Below are 14,776 nucleotides of genomic sequence, written 5' to 3'. Positions count from 1 at the left end.
GAGCATCGCCTTGCCAAGGCGAGGGTCGCGAGTTCGAATCTCGTCATCCGCTCCATTTTTTATTATGGCGCCATAGCCAAGTGGTAAGGCAGAGGTCTGCAACACCTTCACCCTCAGTTCAAATCTGAGTGGCGCCTCCAAATCATCCCCAGACGGGGATTTTTTTATTGAAAGGATTTTTATGCTAGTTATTTCCTATAAGGCGAGTGAAGAATTTAAAAATTTTCTAAAGGCAAAGGGATTTTCTTTTATAGAAACAATAGCCAATCCCAACCTTGATCCAAGGATTGCTGACCATCCGGACTTATCTTTGTTTAAAATTGATGAAAAAACCCTTGTTGTTGATGAGTCAGTTTTTGCTTATTATAAGGAAAAATTAGGGGGCTATGACTTAATCAAGGGAGAGAAGGTTTTTGGAAAATATCCAAAGGATGCTCTTTATAATATAGTGAAATTTAAAGATTTTTATATCCACAATGATTTTACAGAAAAAAATATAGAAAATTTCTTAAAAGAAAAAGGTATTTCTCATTTGAAGGTCAACCAAGGCTATACTAGGTGTTCTATAATTCCTCTAAGAGATTTATTAATAACTTGCGATTATGGAATTTATAAGGTCCTTAAAAACAAGGTCGCCATAGAGTTGGTTGATAATGACAAGGTCATCCTAGACGGCTTTGATCAGGGATTTTTGGGAGGGACTTGTGGATTGGTCGGAGATAAGCTTATTTTTACAGGTGATATTTCTAGACATAAGGCCTATACAAAAATAAAAAATCTTTGCCATAGGGAAAATATAAAAATAATATATCCAAAAATTGACCTAGTCGACCTCGGTTCAATACTAGAAATATAGGTTCCCTCTTTGGGGGCTTTTTTATTGGGTAAAATATCGTATAATGTAGCTAGTTAATAAGATATAGGAGACAGATATGAAAATTGTAAAACCATCGACTATTGCCGGTATTATGGAGCTTCTACCAGAAGACCAGCTGGCCTTTGACAAGATGAAAAATATTATAGAAGAAACTTACAAAAAATTTCAATTTTTGCCAATTGACACCCCAGTTATAGAAAAAAACGAAATACTTTTTGCTAAGGGTGGCGGAGAAACTGAAAAGCAAATTTATGAAATCGCCTCAGAAACCAGGGACATGAGTTTGAGATTTGACCTAACAGTGCCTCTTGCCAGGTATGTGGCAGAGCATTTTGCTGACTTAAATTTCCCTTTCAAACGCTATCACATAGCCAAGGTCTATAGGGGAGAGAGAAACCAAAAGGGTCGTTATAGGGAATTTTACCAATGTGATATAGATATAATTGGCCATAACAAGCTAGCTGTGGCTAATGATGCCATCCCACCAAGGGTTATCTATGAGATTTTTAATAAACTAGACACACCAGATGTAACCTTTAGGATAAACAATAGAAAACTTCTAAACGGATTTTTAAATGCTTTGGATATTACAGATACAACTGATGTATTAAGGCTTATTGACAAAAAAGATAAGATTGGCATGGAAAATACCAAAGAGGAACTTTTAGAATTAGTAGATGGAAAAAAGGCTGAGAAAATTCTTGCCTTTATTGGTTCGGATTTAGCTAATGAAGAACTATTAGCCAAGCTAAGTGATTTTGTGGATAATGATCTTTACAGGGAAGGCCTTGATGAATTAAAAACTGTCTATGCCTATATGATCCACCTCGGTATTCCAGATACTAATATAAAAATCGACCCATCCATCACAAGGGGGCTTGATTACTACACTGGAACAGTTTACGAAACTTTCATAAATGGCTATGAATCAATTGGTTCTGTATCTTCTGGTGGACGTTATGAAACACTTGCAGAAAACTTTTCTAAACAAGCTCTTCCAGGTGTGGGGATGTCAATAGGTTTGACACGTTTATTCTACCAACTAAAAGAAATTGGCCTAATTGATAAGAGTGAATCAAGGCTTACAGATATTCTCATTATTCCAATGAGCGATGAAGAAAATTTCTACGCCATAGATATTCTAAATAAGCTTCATGAAAAAGGCAAAAGTGCTGATATCTACCTAGAAGGCGGAAAATTAAAGAAAAAATTCTCTTATGCAGACAAGGTTGGAGTTAAATATTCTTACATTGTTGGACAAAGTGAGAGGGAAGATAAAAAAGTTACTGTAAGAAATATGCAAACAGGTGAGCAGGAACTGGTGGATTTTGATAATTTATAAGAAATTAAAAAGAGCGTAAGTCATAGGACTTAGGCTCTTTTTGTGTTAATATTTGACCTGAAATTAGATTTTTTAGAAAATTTATTATTCTGCTGTAACAACCTTACCTGGATTAAGGATCATGTTAGGATCGAATACTTTTTTGATTCCTCTCATTAGGTCTGTGTTAAGTTTACCTTCGTATTCTGATAGGTATTTTAATTTACCGTGACCAACACCGTGTTCACCTGATAATTGTCCGCCAAATTCATAAGCCTTAGCGTAAATTTCTTCCATGAAGTTGTGAACTTGGTTATTAAATTCTTCAAGATTTTCTTCATCATTTGAAACTGTATAGATATGAAGGTTACCATCGCCTGCGTGACCGAAAGATTGAACGTCAAAGTCATAATTTTCACCAATTTCATTTACGAAATTAATAAATGGTGCAATCTTATTGATTGGAACAACAACGTCACATTCGTCTATAAGTTTGTATTGGCTGTTGATAGCTTCAAGGAAGGAAGATCTTGCTGCCCAAGCATCTTTAATAGCGTTTGGAGTATCAGCTACAAGTACATCTATAGCTCCGTTTTCTACTAATAATTCTGCTGCTTGTTCCATTAGAGTATCAATTTCATCTTCGTTATCGCCGTCAAAGGTGATTAGGAGGTAAGCATTAACGTCTGTACCCTCTATATTCTTAGGGAAGGTTTCCTTGCCTATATATTTTTCAGAAGCAAGGATGATTTTTCTTTCCATAAATTCTATGGCTTGTGGTTTTAGGTTAGCTCTAAATAATACCGGAACTGTAGCTATACATTCATCTAATGATTCAAATGGTACTATTAGAGAAATAGTGTGTTTAGCTTGAGGGACTATCCTAAGGGTTAATTCTGTTATGATGCCAAGGGTACCTTCAGAACCTACCATTAGGTCTTTTAGTGAATAACCTGTTGATGTTTTAGAAACTACAGCACCAAATCTTGTTATTTCACCAGTTGGAAGAACAACTTCCATAGCTCTTACATAGTCTCTTGTTGTACCATATTTAACAGCTCTCATACCACCGGCATTTGTAGAAACGTTACCGCCTAGAGTAGCGAATTTTTCACCTGGATCAGGTGGGTACATATATCCTTTTGTTAGACAATCCTCAGCAAGGTCATGTAAGAATACACCTGGTTGAACTCTAACAACAAGGTTATCAAGGTCGTATTCAAGGATTTTATCCATTCCTTGCATATCGATCATAACACCACCGTTTATTGCAACACCAGAACCAACTAAACCAGAACCAGCACCACGAGCTAAAACAGGAATTTTGTTTTCGTTACATATTTTCATGATGTTAGAAACGTCTTGTGTTGATGTTGCAGCGACAAGCACTTCTGGCTGATAAGAACCATAAATTGGCATCTCATCATGGAAATAGTCTTCGTTGATGTCATCAGCTGTAAAGACTTTTCCTTCTACGCTGTCTTTGAGTTGTTTAATGATATCATCATTAACTTTGTTGTAATTTGTCATATTACCCTCCTATTTGAAATAACAATTTCATTTATTCATGATATGATTATAACAAATTTTTTAACAATGTGCAAAATTAAATATTTTTGTTAATGTTTTTATATAAGCTAAATTGAAGAAAACGATTGAATATAGGGCTTGGCAAGGTATAATAAAAACGATAGTTTGAGGGTAGAAGTCTTCTTAGTAGTAAAAAATATTTATTACCAAGATTAATTTGCAGCAATCTTTATAGCCTTGAAATATAGGGCAGAGCTTCTTAGCTATCAAACGAAAAGTCGAATTGAAAAAAGACTTTGATTTTTATTTGACAATTGAGTAATTGATTGTTAAGATAATAACAGTAGGATAATAATTGTAAGGATTTTTAATCCAAAGTCAAAATTATAAGGAGAAAAAATGTATAAGTTAACTGATGAACAATTAGAAATGCAACAAATGTTTAGAGATTTTGCTGAAAAAGAAGTAGCACCTATAGCTATTGAAATCGACGAAAATCACAGATTCCCAGAAGAAAACGTAGCAAAAATGCAAGAACTAGGTTTCTTTGGTATTCCATTTGATGAAGAATATGGCGGAATTGGTCTAGATACACTTACATATGTACTAGCTGTAGAAGAGTTATCTAAAGCTTGTGCTTCAACAGGTGTAATTCTTTCAGCACACACATCATTAGGCGCTGACTGCATTAATAAATTTGGTAATGAAGAGCAAAAAGAAAAATATTTAGTTCCACTTGCTTCAGGTGAAAAACTTGGCGCTTTTGCCCTTACAGAACCAGATGCTGGTACAGATGCTTCAGGTCAAAAAACTGTTGCAGTTAAAGATGGTGATGAATACGTTCTTAATGGTACAAAAATCTTTATAACAAATGCTGGTTATGCTGACATATATGTAGTATTTGCAATGACAGATAAAGAACAAGGTACAAAAGGAATTTCTGCCTTTATAGTAGAAAAAGGAACACCAGGTTTTGACTTTGGTACAAAAGAAGACAAAATGGGTATCAAAGCTTCTTCAACAATGGAATTAGTATTTAGAGATTGTAGAATTCCTGCAGCTAACTTACTAGGCGAAGAAGGCAAGGGCTTTAAATATGCAATGCAAACACTTGATGGTGGTAGAATTGGTATAGCAGCTCAAGCTCTAGGTATAGCTGAAGGTGCGTTAAATAAGGCAATCAAATATGTAAAAGAAAGACAACAATTTGGTAGACCACTTGCTAAATTCCAAAATACACAATTTAAATTAGCTGAGATGGCTATAGATATAGAATCTGCTCGTCACTTAGTTTACAAAGCAGCAACCCTCAAAGACGCTGGCGAAAGCTATACAGTAGCTGCAGCTGAAGCTAAATTAAAAGCAGCAAGAGTAGCTATGGATGTTACAACAAAGGCTGTTCAATTATTTGGTGGTTACGGCTATGTAAAAGAATACGAAGTTGAAAGAATGATGAGAGATGCCAAGATAACAGAAATCTATGAAGGTACTTCAGAAGTTATGTTAATGGTAGTTGGTGGAGCATTATTAAGATAAGATAAATCGAAGGGAGATATATATGAATATATTCGTATGTGCAAAACAAGTTCCGGATACAAATGAAATTAAAATTGATCCGGTTACAAACACACTAATTAGAAAAGGCGTTCCAAGTATCCTTAATACTTACGATGCTTTCGCTTTAGAGCAAGCTCTAAGAATTAAAGATAAAGACCCAGAAGTTAAGATTACAGTAATCTCAATGGGACCTCCACAAGCAGATCAAATGCTTAGAGATTGTCTAGCAGTTGGTGCTGACAATGCTTATCTTGTAACAGATAGAAAATTCGGTGGTTCAGATACCCTAGCTACATCTTATATCCTTTCTGAAGCTATCAAAAAAGTAGCAGAAACAGAAGGTAAGCCAGATATGGTATTTTGCGGACTTCAAGCAATCGATGGAGATACAGCTCAAGTAGGTCCAGAACTTGCTGAACACTTAGACCTTCCACAAGTGACTTATGGATATACTGCAGAAGTAAATGAAGAAGGACTCAAGGTTCTTAAAGAGGTTGAAGGCGGAGCTTTAGAAGTTCAAATGACTCTTCCAGCCCTAGTAACATTTACAAAATACGGCGATCTAGAATTAAGATATCCAAAAATCAAAAACAAACTAAAAGCTAAAAAAGCAACCATAGCACAAATTACTTTTGAAGAACTTAAAGATTCTATAGACGAAACAGCTATCGGTCTAAAAGGTTCACCAACAAGAGTTAATAAATCTTACACTCCAACTGTAGAAAAAGTTGGCGAAATGTTTGTAGATATGGAAGCTAACGAAGCAGCAGATAAGCTAATAGCAGCCTTAGCTGATAAAAAGCTTATTTAAGGAGGGACTATGTCAGAAAATAAAAACCTATGGGTATTAGTTGAAACTAAGGAAGATGGATCAGCTGTAAATGTAGGCCTTGAATTATTAAATCCAGGCAGAAAAATGGCTGACACTCTTGGTGGAAAATTAGTAGCAGTTATAATTGGTGCAGAAGTATCAAAAGCAAAAGAAGAAGTTAAAGACCATGGTGTTGATGCAATCATCACATGTGAAGGCGATATCTATAAAGAATACAACACAGATGTATATGCAAATGCTGTTTGCAAATTAGTTGAAAATCACAGCCCAAATACAATCCTTATTGGTGCAACCAACCAAGGTAGAGATTTAGGTCCAAGAGTTTCTTCAAGACTTCATACAGGTCTAACAGCTGACTGTACAGAACTTGATGTTGATGCTGAAACAGGCAACGTTCAATGGACAAGACCAGCCTTTGGTGGTAACCTAATGGCACAAATTCTTTGCCCAGATTCTAGACCACAAATGGGTACAGTTCGTCCAGGCGTATTCCCTAAAGAAGCTTTTGGTAGAAAAGATAATATAGAAGAAATTGAAGACAATATAGAATATACAGGCGAAATCAGAACTAAAGTACTTAACTTTATCCCAAGAGATGAAGGTGAAGAAGTAGATTTAGTTGGTGCTGAATTTATCGTATCTGGTGGTCGTGGTCTTGGTGAAGCAGCTAACTTTAAACTAATAGAAGATTTAGCAGAAGCTCTTGGAGCTACAGTAGGTTCATCTCGTGCAGCAGTAGATGCTGGCTGGATTTCTCACTCTCACCAAGTTGGTCAATCAGGTAAGACTGTAGGACCAAAGGTATATATAGCAGTAGGTATTTCTGGAGCTATCCAACATATAGCTGGTATTAACGCATCAGATACAATTATTGCTATCAACAAGGATCCAGATGCACCTATCTTTGATGTTGCTGACTATGGTATAGTTGGAGACTTATTTGAAGTAGTTCCAGCTCTAATAGAAAAGATCAAAGCTAGAAACGCCTAATATCAAAATTAAACCACTATTTATTTTAAATAGTGGTTTTTCTTGTATATGGCAGAAAAAAAGAAAAGAAATTTTTAGGAAAATCGTTTGTAGGAAATTGTTAAAATTTATACAAAAAAAGATTGACAAAAAAATATCAACTGTTATAATAGAAGTATAAGATGGAAATTGGGTATGAAATTAATGTAGATTTTGTGCCTACAAAAATGTAAACGATTTAATTCGAAGGGGGATGGATGACTTACAAAACTGTAAAATACGAAGTTAATGGTCATATTGCAAAAATCACAATCAATAGACCAGATGCTTTAAATGCACTTAATTCAGAAGTATTAGACGAACTAAACACACTTTTAGACGAAGTGAGAGCCAACAAAGATCTTAGGGTAGCAATCCTAACAGGTGAAGGCAGAAGCTTTGTTGCAGGAGCTGATATTAAAGAAATGTCTACTCTATCAGCTATAGAGGCTAAGGAATTTGGTCACAAGGGTCTTTCAGTATTTAGAAAACTTGAAAGCCTACCAATACCAGTTATAGCTGCTATAAATGGTTTTGCCTTAGGTGGTGGATGCGAAATCGCTATGAGCTGTGATTTTAGGATTGCAAGCGATAAGGCTTTATTCGGTCAACCAGAAGTAGGTCTTGGTATTACTCCAGGTTTTGCAGGAACACAAAGACTTCAAAGATTAGTTGGACCAGGTTTTGCAAAATACTTAATCTACACAGCTAAAAATATTAAGGCTGATAAGGCTTACGAAATTGGCCTAGTACAAGAAGTAGTAGAAGCTGACAAGCTTGAAGAAACTGTACAAAACCTTGCAGAAAAAATCGCTGCTAATGCTCCAGTTGCAGTTAGAGCTTCAAAAGAAGCAATAAATGTAGGTGGACAAGTAGATATAGACAGCGCTCTTAAAGTTGAAGAAAACTTATTCGCCCTAACCTTCTCAACAGAAGATCAAAAAACTGGAATGAATGCTTTTATCAATAAAGGTAAAGCTGAATTTGAAAATAAATAAAGGAGAAAAACAATGAAAATAGGTGTAATCGGATCAGGAATCATGGGTGGCGGTATTGTAGAAACTGCTGCTAAAAATTATGAAGTTGTAGTAAGAGATATCAAAGACGAATTCTTAGAAAAAGCAAAAGCAAGAATCGAAAAATCTTATGCTAAACAAGTTTCTAAAGAAAGAATGACAGAAGAAGCTAAAGAAAAAGCCTTAGCAAACATTTCTTATACAACAGAAGTTAAAGATTTAGCTGATTGTGATGTAGTTATCGAAGCTGCAACAGAAAATCCAAAACTTAAAAAAGAAATCTTCAAAGAATTAGACGAAGTTGTTAAAGAAGGTGCTATCCTTGCATCAAACACATCTTCACTTTCAATCACAGATATAGCTGCAGTTACAAAAAGACCAGAAAATGTAATTGGTATGCACTTCTTCAATCCAGTTCCAGTTATGAAATTAGTTGAAGTTATCAGAGGTCTACACACATCTGATGAAACAAATACAGCAATTTTCAAACTAGCAGAAGATCTTGGCAAACAACCTATCGAAGTTAAAGAAGGTCCAGGCTTTGTTGTAAATAGACTACTTATCCCAATGATTAACGAAGCTGTTGGGGTACTAGCTGATGGACTTGCAAGTGTAGAAGATATTGATAAGGGTATGCAACTTGGTGCAAACCACCCAATGGGTCCTCTTGCCCTAGGCGATCTTATAGGTCTTGATACATGTCTAGCTATTATGGAAGTTCTTTACAATGAATTTGGTGATAGCAAATATAGACCATGCCCACTATTAAGACAAATGGTAAGAGCTGGAGACCTTGGTAGAAAAACAGGCAAAGGCTTCTACGATTACAGCAAATAAGATAAATAGATTTAAGAAAGACTAAAGGAGAAATTATGACAAGAAAAGTAGTTATAGCAAGTGCAGCAAGAACACCAGTTGGTGCTTACGGCGGAGCATTCAAAACAGTTTCAGCAAGAGAACTAGGTGCAGTAGCAGCTAAAGAAGCAATCAAAAGAGCTGGCATCAAACCAGAAGATATAGATGAATCAATCCTTGGCTGTGTACTTCAAGCAGGTAACGGCCAAAATATAGCTAGACAAATCGCTCTAGACGCTGGTATTCCAATCGAAAAACCAGCAATGACTTTAAATATCGTTTGTGGTTCAGGTTTAAGATCTGTATCTCTAGCAGCTCAAATGATTATCGCAGGTGACTGTGATGTAGTTCTAGCTGGTGGTACAGAATCAATGTCACAAGCTCCATACCTTCTAACAGACGAAAGATGGGGAGCAAGAATGGGTGATAAAAAAGTTGTCGATGAAATGATCAAAGACGGACTTTGGGACGCATTCAATGACTACCACATGGGAGTTACTGCAGAAAATATAGCTGAAAAATTCGGTCTAACTAGAGAAGAACAAGATGCCCTTGCTGCAGACAGCCAACAAAAAGCAGCAAAAGCTAGAGCTGAAGGAAGATTTAAAGACGAAATCGTACCAGTAGAAGTTAAGGGTAGAAAAGGCAAAGTAACAGTAGTTGACACAGATGAATACATCAAAGAAGGCGTTACAAAAGAAAGCATTTCTGGTCTAAGACCAGCTTTCATCAAAGAAGGTACAGTTACAGCAGCTAACGCATCTGGTATCAACGACGGTGCTGCTTGCCTTGTTGTAATGAGCGAAGAAAAAGCTAAAGAACTTGGCGTTAAACCACTTGCTACAATCGTAAGCTACGCTACAGAAGGTGTTGATCCAAAGATTATGGGTACAGGCCCAATCCCAACAGTTAGAAAAGCTCTAGAAAAAGCTAACCTAACTCTTGAAGATATCGACCTAATCGAAGCTAACGAAGCATTCGCAGCCCAAGCTTTATCAGTAATTAAAGAACTAGGTCTAAACACAGACATAGTTAACGTAAACGGTGGAGCTATTGCTATTGGTCACCCAGTTGGAGCAAGCGGAGCTAGAATCCTTACAACACTTCTATATGAAATGCAAAAGAGAGATTCTAAAAAAGGTATCGCAACCCTATGTATAGGTGGCGGTATGGGTACTGCAGTTATAGTAGAAAGATAAGATAAATTTTAAGGTATGCAGGTAGCTCTTATCTGCATACCTTTTTTGTTTATTTTAGCAAAAAAATTTAAAATACATAGAATAGATTGATAATAATTTGTAATTATGGGTATATATAAAATATCATAAGAAAACGATACTATAAAGGGGTATATATGGATTTTAAAAAATTATATGAAGAAAAGTTAATCACAGCAAAACAAGCAGCGGCTATGGTAAAAGATGGTGACTGGGTAGAAATGGGATGGTGTGCCTTAACACCAATTGACTTCGATAAGGCTTTGGCTGAGAGAGTAAATGAATTAAAAGATGTAAAGGTAAGAGGAGGAATCCTTTCTTACAATTCACCTACAGCAACAGCTGATCCTACTGGAGAACACATTACTTATCATTCTTGGCACTCATCAGGCATAGAAAGAAAGTTAATTAATTCAAAAGACTATAACGCTTTCTTTATTTCAATCAAATACAGCGAGCTGCCAAGATATATCAGAGAAAATGCTCCAAAAGCAGCAGTATCAGTATTCCAAGTTAGTCCGATGGATAAGCATGGAAACTTCAATTTTGGTGTATCAGTAAGTCACGTTATGGCATCGTTTGAAACAGCTGATAAGGTAATACTAGAAATAAATGAAAATGTTCCAAGAGCTCTTGGTGGATTTGATAACTTTATAAACATCAAAGATGTTGACTATGTTTACCAATCAACAAATTACCCAATGCTCACACTTCCAAAAGCAAGCTTTGGTGAGGAGGAACTAAAGGCAGCTAGCTTTGTAGTAGATATGCTCCGTGATGGAGATACTATCCAAATTGGTATAGGCGGACTACCTAATGCTATAGGCTCAGAAATTGCTAAATCTGACCTAAAAGACCTAGGAGTTCACTCAGAAATGTATGTTGATGCCTTTAGAGAAATGGCACTAGCAGGCAGGATTACAGGCCGCAAGAAGAACATCGACGTTGGTCGTCAAACTTATGCTTTTGCAGCTGGTAGCCAAGAACTTTATGATTATATAGATGATAACGAAGAACTAATGGCAGCCCCAGTTGACTATGTAAATGATATTGATGTAATAGCATCTCTTGATAACTTTGTATCAATCAACACAGTTTTACAAGTAGACCTTTGGGGACAAATTTCTGCTGAATCTATTGGAACTAAACATATTTCTGGAGCTGGCGGAGCCCTAGACTTTGTATTAGGCGCTTATAGGTCAAAGGGCGGCAGATCAATAATTGCCCTTAACTCATCAAGAGTAGACAAAGACGGTAAGAGGATTTCAAATATCGTTCCTACCTTTGCACCAGGAACCCAAGCCACAGCTGTAAGAAGCAATACCCACTATATAGCAACAGAGCAAGGTATCGTAAACTTCAAGGGCCTAACAACCTGGCAAGCAGCAGAAGCCCTTGTAAGCCTAGCCCACCCAGACAATAGGGATGAGCTAATCAAGGCAGCAGAAGATATTGGTATTTGGAGAAAGACAAACAAGAGAATCTAATAAAATAAAAACCAGAGGATGTTGCATATTGGATGGATTATTCATCTTGCAACAGCTCTGGTTTTTCTTTGCTAATTTATTTCTCAAGTAGCGTATCTTCGTAGATGGCCTTATATAGAGATTTTAGGCATAATCTCTCATCCTTTTCATTAATTAGGATGAAAAGTGAGTTGTTAGATGCTCCTTGGATAATATATTCGATTTTTATTTGGTTTTGGTTTAAGACGTCAGAAATTATATAAAGAGCCTTAGTCATTTGGTCCCTTAGACCCTCGCCAACTATGGCTATAGACTTTAGAGAATCGTCAAATACAAATTCATCTAAATCGAAGGAATTATTTAAGGCATTTATAATTGACGATTTCTTCGAAGAATTTTCTATATATTCACTCCTAACAAGGATAGAAATAGAATCTATAGATGTTGGTATATGCTCAACAGGTATGTGCATATATTGGAAAATATCAAGGACGTTTTTGATATAACCGACTTTTCTATTCATCAAATACTCAGTGATTTTAAAGGAAGTGAACTTACCAACATCAGACATACCTATGATAGGATTTTTTTCTACATCAGCTCTTTCTTTAGAAATGATTGTCCCACCTTCATTTGGATTGTTGGTATTTTTGACATGGATTTCAATGTCTGTATCAAGGAGGGGCTCAACAGCATCTTCTTGGAAAATTTCAAATCCGTTGTAGGAAAGTTCTCGCATTTCTGCATAGGAAATATTTGTAATTGGTGATGGATTTTCAAAAAGACTTGGATTTGCCGAATAAATATAGGTCATATCTGTATAATTTTCGTAAATATTACAAGCTAGACCTCTGGCAAGAATAGCTCCACTAATATCTGACCCACCTCTGGCAAAGGTAAGCCTATCACCATTCTCGTTATAACCATAAAAACCTGGAACAACTAAGAGGTCTTCAGCTTCTTTAAATCTTCCTATATTTTCGTAAGTTTTATCTAAAATATTTACATCATTAAGGCTATATTCAAGGACAATTCCCAATTTTTTTGGGGACATATAAGAGGCCTTTATGCCTATTTTATTCATGTAGGCTGCGATAATCCTGGCGTTAAAGTCTTCTCCAGAAGATTTGATAGCATTTTCTAAGTAAAAATCATCTTTAATATTGGTTAGAAAACCTAGGAGGATTTCTTTAAAAGAATCTACAAGCTTCTTATCAAGACCTAATTCTTCAGAAATTTCTCTATACCTTAGGATAATCATATCCAAGGTTTTTATGTAAGTGGGACTAGATGACTTATATTCCTTAAAGAGACTAATTAATAGGTCAGTTACCTTTATATCAGCAGAAAATCTCTTGCCAGGTGCTGATACAACAATAGCTCTTATATGGTTATCATTTTTTACAATTTGTCCGACTTTTTTTATTTGACTTGCTGAGGCTACAGACGAGCCACCAAATTTAGCTGCTTTTTTCATATTATTCTCCTAATTGGGTCTATTATACTATATTTTGCATTAAAATAAAAATTATTGCATAAAAATCATAAATAATTTGACAAAAAATACAAAACATGATAGACTCTTTAATAAATAAAGATTTAGCCAAGGGGTCGCGGTTACAATGAGTAGGTTTCGAAAGGTCTAACCGCCGAAATACATGGTATTGGTCATAGGTCGAATAGGTCTATGATTGTCAGTAAAATTCGCCAAGTTTTGCTGGAGTACTTGCTAGGTCAGGCGAAAGGAAAATCATGGGCCTTTTGCCCATGATTTTTTTGTATGGAGGATAAATGCTTAAAAAAAATTATACAAATATAGAGGGGATGCTTCATATTGGGGGCGTCTCGGTGGAGGAACTTAGAGAAAAATATGGGACTCCCTTATACATATATGATCAAAAATTAATAAAGGAAACTGCCCGTGCCTTTAAAGATAATTTTAAATCAGAAATTTTTGAAAGTGAGATTTCTTATGCTTCAAAGGCCCAGTCAAATTTGTATCTTTTAGGTCTTCTAAGTAAGGAAAATTTATATCTTGATACAGTTTCTTTGGGGGAGATGTATATAGCAATTAAGGCGGGCTTTGATCCTAAAAAAATCCACCTTCATGGAAATAATAAAACGAGAGAAGAATTGGTTTTTGCCATAAAAAATAAGATAGGAACTATAATAATCGATTCTTATGAAGAATTTTTATTCTTAGAAGAAATCTTAGGGGAAAGGGATAAGAAAATGGATTGCCTGTTGAGGATAAATCCTGATGTCAAAACGTCTACCCATAAGTATATCCAAACATCAAATGCTGATTCAAAGTTTGGGATAAATATTAGGGACGAAAAAACTCCTACTTATATTAAGCAAATGGCTGATAGTCAGTTTATAAACATCCTTGGCTTTCATGCCCACATAGGCAGCCAGGTAATGGAAGTTGGATTTTTTGAAGAAGAGGCAAACATCCTTTTTGAATTTACTAAAAAAATGCAGGAAATAACGCAAAAGACCTTTAGCCATATAAATTTGGGCGGGGGTTTTGGTGTAAGACAAAATAAAAAAGATAGGGATTTTGACTTGGAGAAGTTTTTAAAAGACTTTGCCAAAATTATAGAAGAAAAAATTAAAATCTATGGGTTATCCATAAAAAAAGTTGGGATAGAACCAGGTAGGTCCATGGTAAACCAGGCCGGAAGTTCGATTTATAGTGTAGGAAGTGTCAAACATACCCTTGAAGGACTGCCTCTTGTCTTTGTTGATGGGGGCATGAGTGATAATATTAGACCAAGCCTTTATGGAGCTAAATATGATGCCTTAATTGCAAATAGGTTAGATGAAAAAAATTATGAAAAATTTAGGGTTGGCGGTAAGCTTTGCGAGTCGGGAGATATTTTGATAGGTGAAACAGACCTTCCTTATCCGAAAAGAGGAGATATACTTGCTATTGAAAATACTGGGGCCTATTCATCGGCTATGAGTTCTAATTACAATAAACTCCCAAAACCGGCTGTGGTTTTTGTTGAAGATGGCAGGGATTATCTTGCAGTAAAGAAAGAAAGCTTAGAAGATTTGATAAAAAATGACTTAACATACAAAGGAGAATAAA

At 35.8% G+C, this 14,776-nt stretch carries 12 protein-coding genes, 1 tRNA gene and 1 riboswitch; of the genes, 11 read left to right on the top strand and 2 right to left on the bottom strand.

What is annotated here, in order from left to right; translation table 11 throughout:
• Positions 1–66: 66 nt before the first annotated feature.
• The 3 genes from RQ893_RS01170 to hisS all read left to right on the top strand — a co-directional run bounded on the left by RQ893_RS01170 (position 67) and on the right by hisS (position 2,219).
• A tRNA-Cys gene (locus RQ893_RS01170) sits at positions 67–140 on the top strand.
• A 41-nt stretch (positions 141–181) separates the two neighbouring features.
• Positions 182–856, top strand: a complete 675-nt coding sequence (locus RQ893_RS01165) for a DUF6873 family GME fold protein (RefSeq protein WP_311481230.1) — start codon at positions 182–184, stop codon at positions 854–856.
• Between the two features lie 76 nt (positions 857–932).
• A complete protein-coding gene (gene hisS, locus RQ893_RS01160; RefSeq protein ID WP_311481229.1) occupies positions 933–2,219 on the top strand; it encodes a histidine--tRNA ligase in 1,287 nt (428 codons plus the stop codon).
• 84 nt (positions 2,220–2,303) lie between these two features.
• Here hisS and RQ893_RS01155 read toward each other — a convergent pair whose 3' ends face one another.
• On the bottom strand, positions 2,304–3,728 hold the full coding sequence (locus RQ893_RS01155; RefSeq protein WP_311481228.1) for an FAD-binding oxidoreductase: 1,425 nt from the start codon (positions 3,726–3,728) through the stop codon (positions 2,304–2,306).
• Between the two features lie 399 nt (positions 3,729–4,127).
• Between RQ893_RS01155 and RQ893_RS01150 the strand changes: the two genes are divergently transcribed.
• The 7 genes from RQ893_RS01150 (at position 4,128) to RQ893_RS01120 (ending at position 11,700) form a co-directional block, all read left to right on the top strand.
• Complete coding sequence (locus RQ893_RS01150) at positions 4,128–5,264, top strand: acyl-CoA dehydrogenase (protein ID WP_311481227.1); 1,137 nt, start codon at positions 4,128–4,130, stop codon at positions 5,262–5,264.
• A 22-nt stretch (positions 5,265–5,286) separates the two neighbouring features.
• The gene (locus RQ893_RS01145) at positions 5,287–6,096 is read left to right on the top strand and encodes an electron transfer flavoprotein subunit beta/FixA family protein (RefSeq protein WP_311481226.1); all 810 of its coding nucleotides are present in this window, start codon (positions 5,287–5,289) and stop codon (positions 6,094–6,096) included.
• Positions 6,097–6,105: 9 nt separating this feature from the next.
• A complete protein-coding gene (locus RQ893_RS01140) occupies positions 6,106–7,107 on the top strand; it encodes an electron transfer flavoprotein subunit alpha/FixB family protein (protein ID WP_311481225.1) in 1,002 nt (333 codons plus the stop codon).
• Positions 7,108–7,343: 236 nt separating this feature from the next.
• Positions 7,344–8,123 carry an enoyl-CoA hydratase-related protein gene (locus RQ893_RS01135; protein WP_311481224.1) on the top strand — a complete coding sequence of 260 codons (780 nt, stop codon included), beginning with the start codon at positions 7,344–7,346 and terminating at the stop codon, positions 8,121–8,123.
• A gap of 12 nt (positions 8,124–8,135) precedes the next feature.
• Positions 8,136–8,978, top strand: a complete 843-nt coding sequence (locus RQ893_RS01130) for a 3-hydroxybutyryl-CoA dehydrogenase (RefSeq protein WP_311481223.1) — start codon at positions 8,136–8,138, stop codon at positions 8,976–8,978.
• Between the two features lie 35 nt (positions 8,979–9,013).
• Complete coding sequence (locus RQ893_RS01125) at positions 9,014–10,195, top strand: acetyl-CoA C-acetyltransferase (RefSeq protein WP_311481222.1); 1,182 nt, start codon at positions 9,014–9,016, stop codon at positions 10,193–10,195.
• 155 nt (positions 10,196–10,350) lie between these two features.
• A complete protein-coding gene (locus RQ893_RS01120; RefSeq protein WP_311481221.1) occupies positions 10,351–11,700 on the top strand; it encodes an acetyl-CoA hydrolase/transferase C-terminal domain-containing protein in 1,350 nt (449 codons plus the stop codon).
• 76 nt (positions 11,701–11,776) lie between these two features.
• Here RQ893_RS01120 and RQ893_RS01115 read toward each other — a convergent pair whose 3' ends face one another.
• Positions 11,777–13,156, bottom strand: coding sequence for an aspartate kinase (locus RQ893_RS01115; protein ID WP_311481220.1), 1,380 nt, complete (start codon positions 13,154–13,156; stop codon positions 11,777–11,779).
• Positions 13,157–13,276: 120 nt separating this feature from the next.
• Positions 13,277–13,415: riboswitch (Lysine riboswitch) on the top strand.
• A 55-nt stretch (positions 13,416–13,470) separates the two neighbouring features.
• Here RQ893_RS01115 and lysA point away from each other — a divergent pair.
• Positions 13,471–14,775, top strand: coding sequence for a diaminopimelate decarboxylase (gene lysA, locus RQ893_RS01110; RefSeq protein ID WP_311481219.1), 1,305 nt, complete (start codon positions 13,471–13,473; stop codon positions 14,773–14,775).
• The last annotated feature ends 1 nt before the right edge of the window (position 14,776 follow it).

The organism is uncultured Anaerococcus sp., assembly GCF_963510915.1.
GTDB lineage: Bacteria > Bacillota > Clostridia > Tissierellales > Peptoniphilaceae > Anaerococcus.
Note: the sequence above shows the minus strand (reverse complement) of the source record. Positions and strands in the feature narration are given on the sequence as shown.

Excerpts from the sequence above, each read along its gene's own strand:
- RQ893_RS01165 (WP_311481230.1), top strand. The coding sequence starts at position 182 with ATGCTAGTTATTTCCTATAAGGCGAGTGAAGAATTTAAAAATTTTCTA.
- hisS (WP_311481229.1), top strand. The coding sequence starts at position 933 with ATGAAAATTGTAAAACCATCGACTATTGCCGGTATTATGGAGCTTCTA.
- RQ893_RS01155 (WP_311481228.1), bottom strand. The coding sequence starts at position 3,728 with ATGACAAATTACAACAAAGTTAATGATGATATCATTAAACAACTCAAA.
- RQ893_RS01150 (WP_311481227.1), top strand. The coding sequence starts at position 4,128 with ATGTATAAGTTAACTGATGAACAATTAGAAATGCAACAAATGTTTAGA.
- RQ893_RS01145 (WP_311481226.1), top strand. The coding sequence starts at position 5,287 with ATGAATATATTCGTATGTGCAAAACAAGTTCCGGATACAAATGAAATT.
- RQ893_RS01140 (WP_311481225.1), top strand. The coding sequence starts at position 6,106 with ATGTCAGAAAATAAAAACCTATGGGTATTAGTTGAAACTAAGGAAGAT.
- RQ893_RS01135 (WP_311481224.1), top strand. The coding sequence starts at position 7,344 with ATGACTTACAAAACTGTAAAATACGAAGTTAATGGTCATATTGCAAAA.
- RQ893_RS01130 (WP_311481223.1), top strand. The coding sequence starts at position 8,136 with ATGAAAATAGGTGTAATCGGATCAGGAATCATGGGTGGCGGTATTGTA.
- RQ893_RS01125 (WP_311481222.1), top strand. The coding sequence starts at position 9,014 with ATGACAAGAAAAGTAGTTATAGCAAGTGCAGCAAGAACACCAGTTGGT.
- RQ893_RS01120 (WP_311481221.1), top strand. The coding sequence starts at position 10,351 with ATGGATTTTAAAAAATTATATGAAGAAAAGTTAATCACAGCAAAACAA.
- RQ893_RS01115 (WP_311481220.1), bottom strand. The coding sequence starts at position 13,156 with ATGAAAAAAGCAGCTAAATTTGGTGGCTCGTCTGTAGCCTCAGCAAGT.
- lysA (WP_311481219.1), top strand. The coding sequence starts at position 13,471 with ATGCTTAAAAAAAATTATACAAATATAGAGGGGATGCTTCATATTGGG.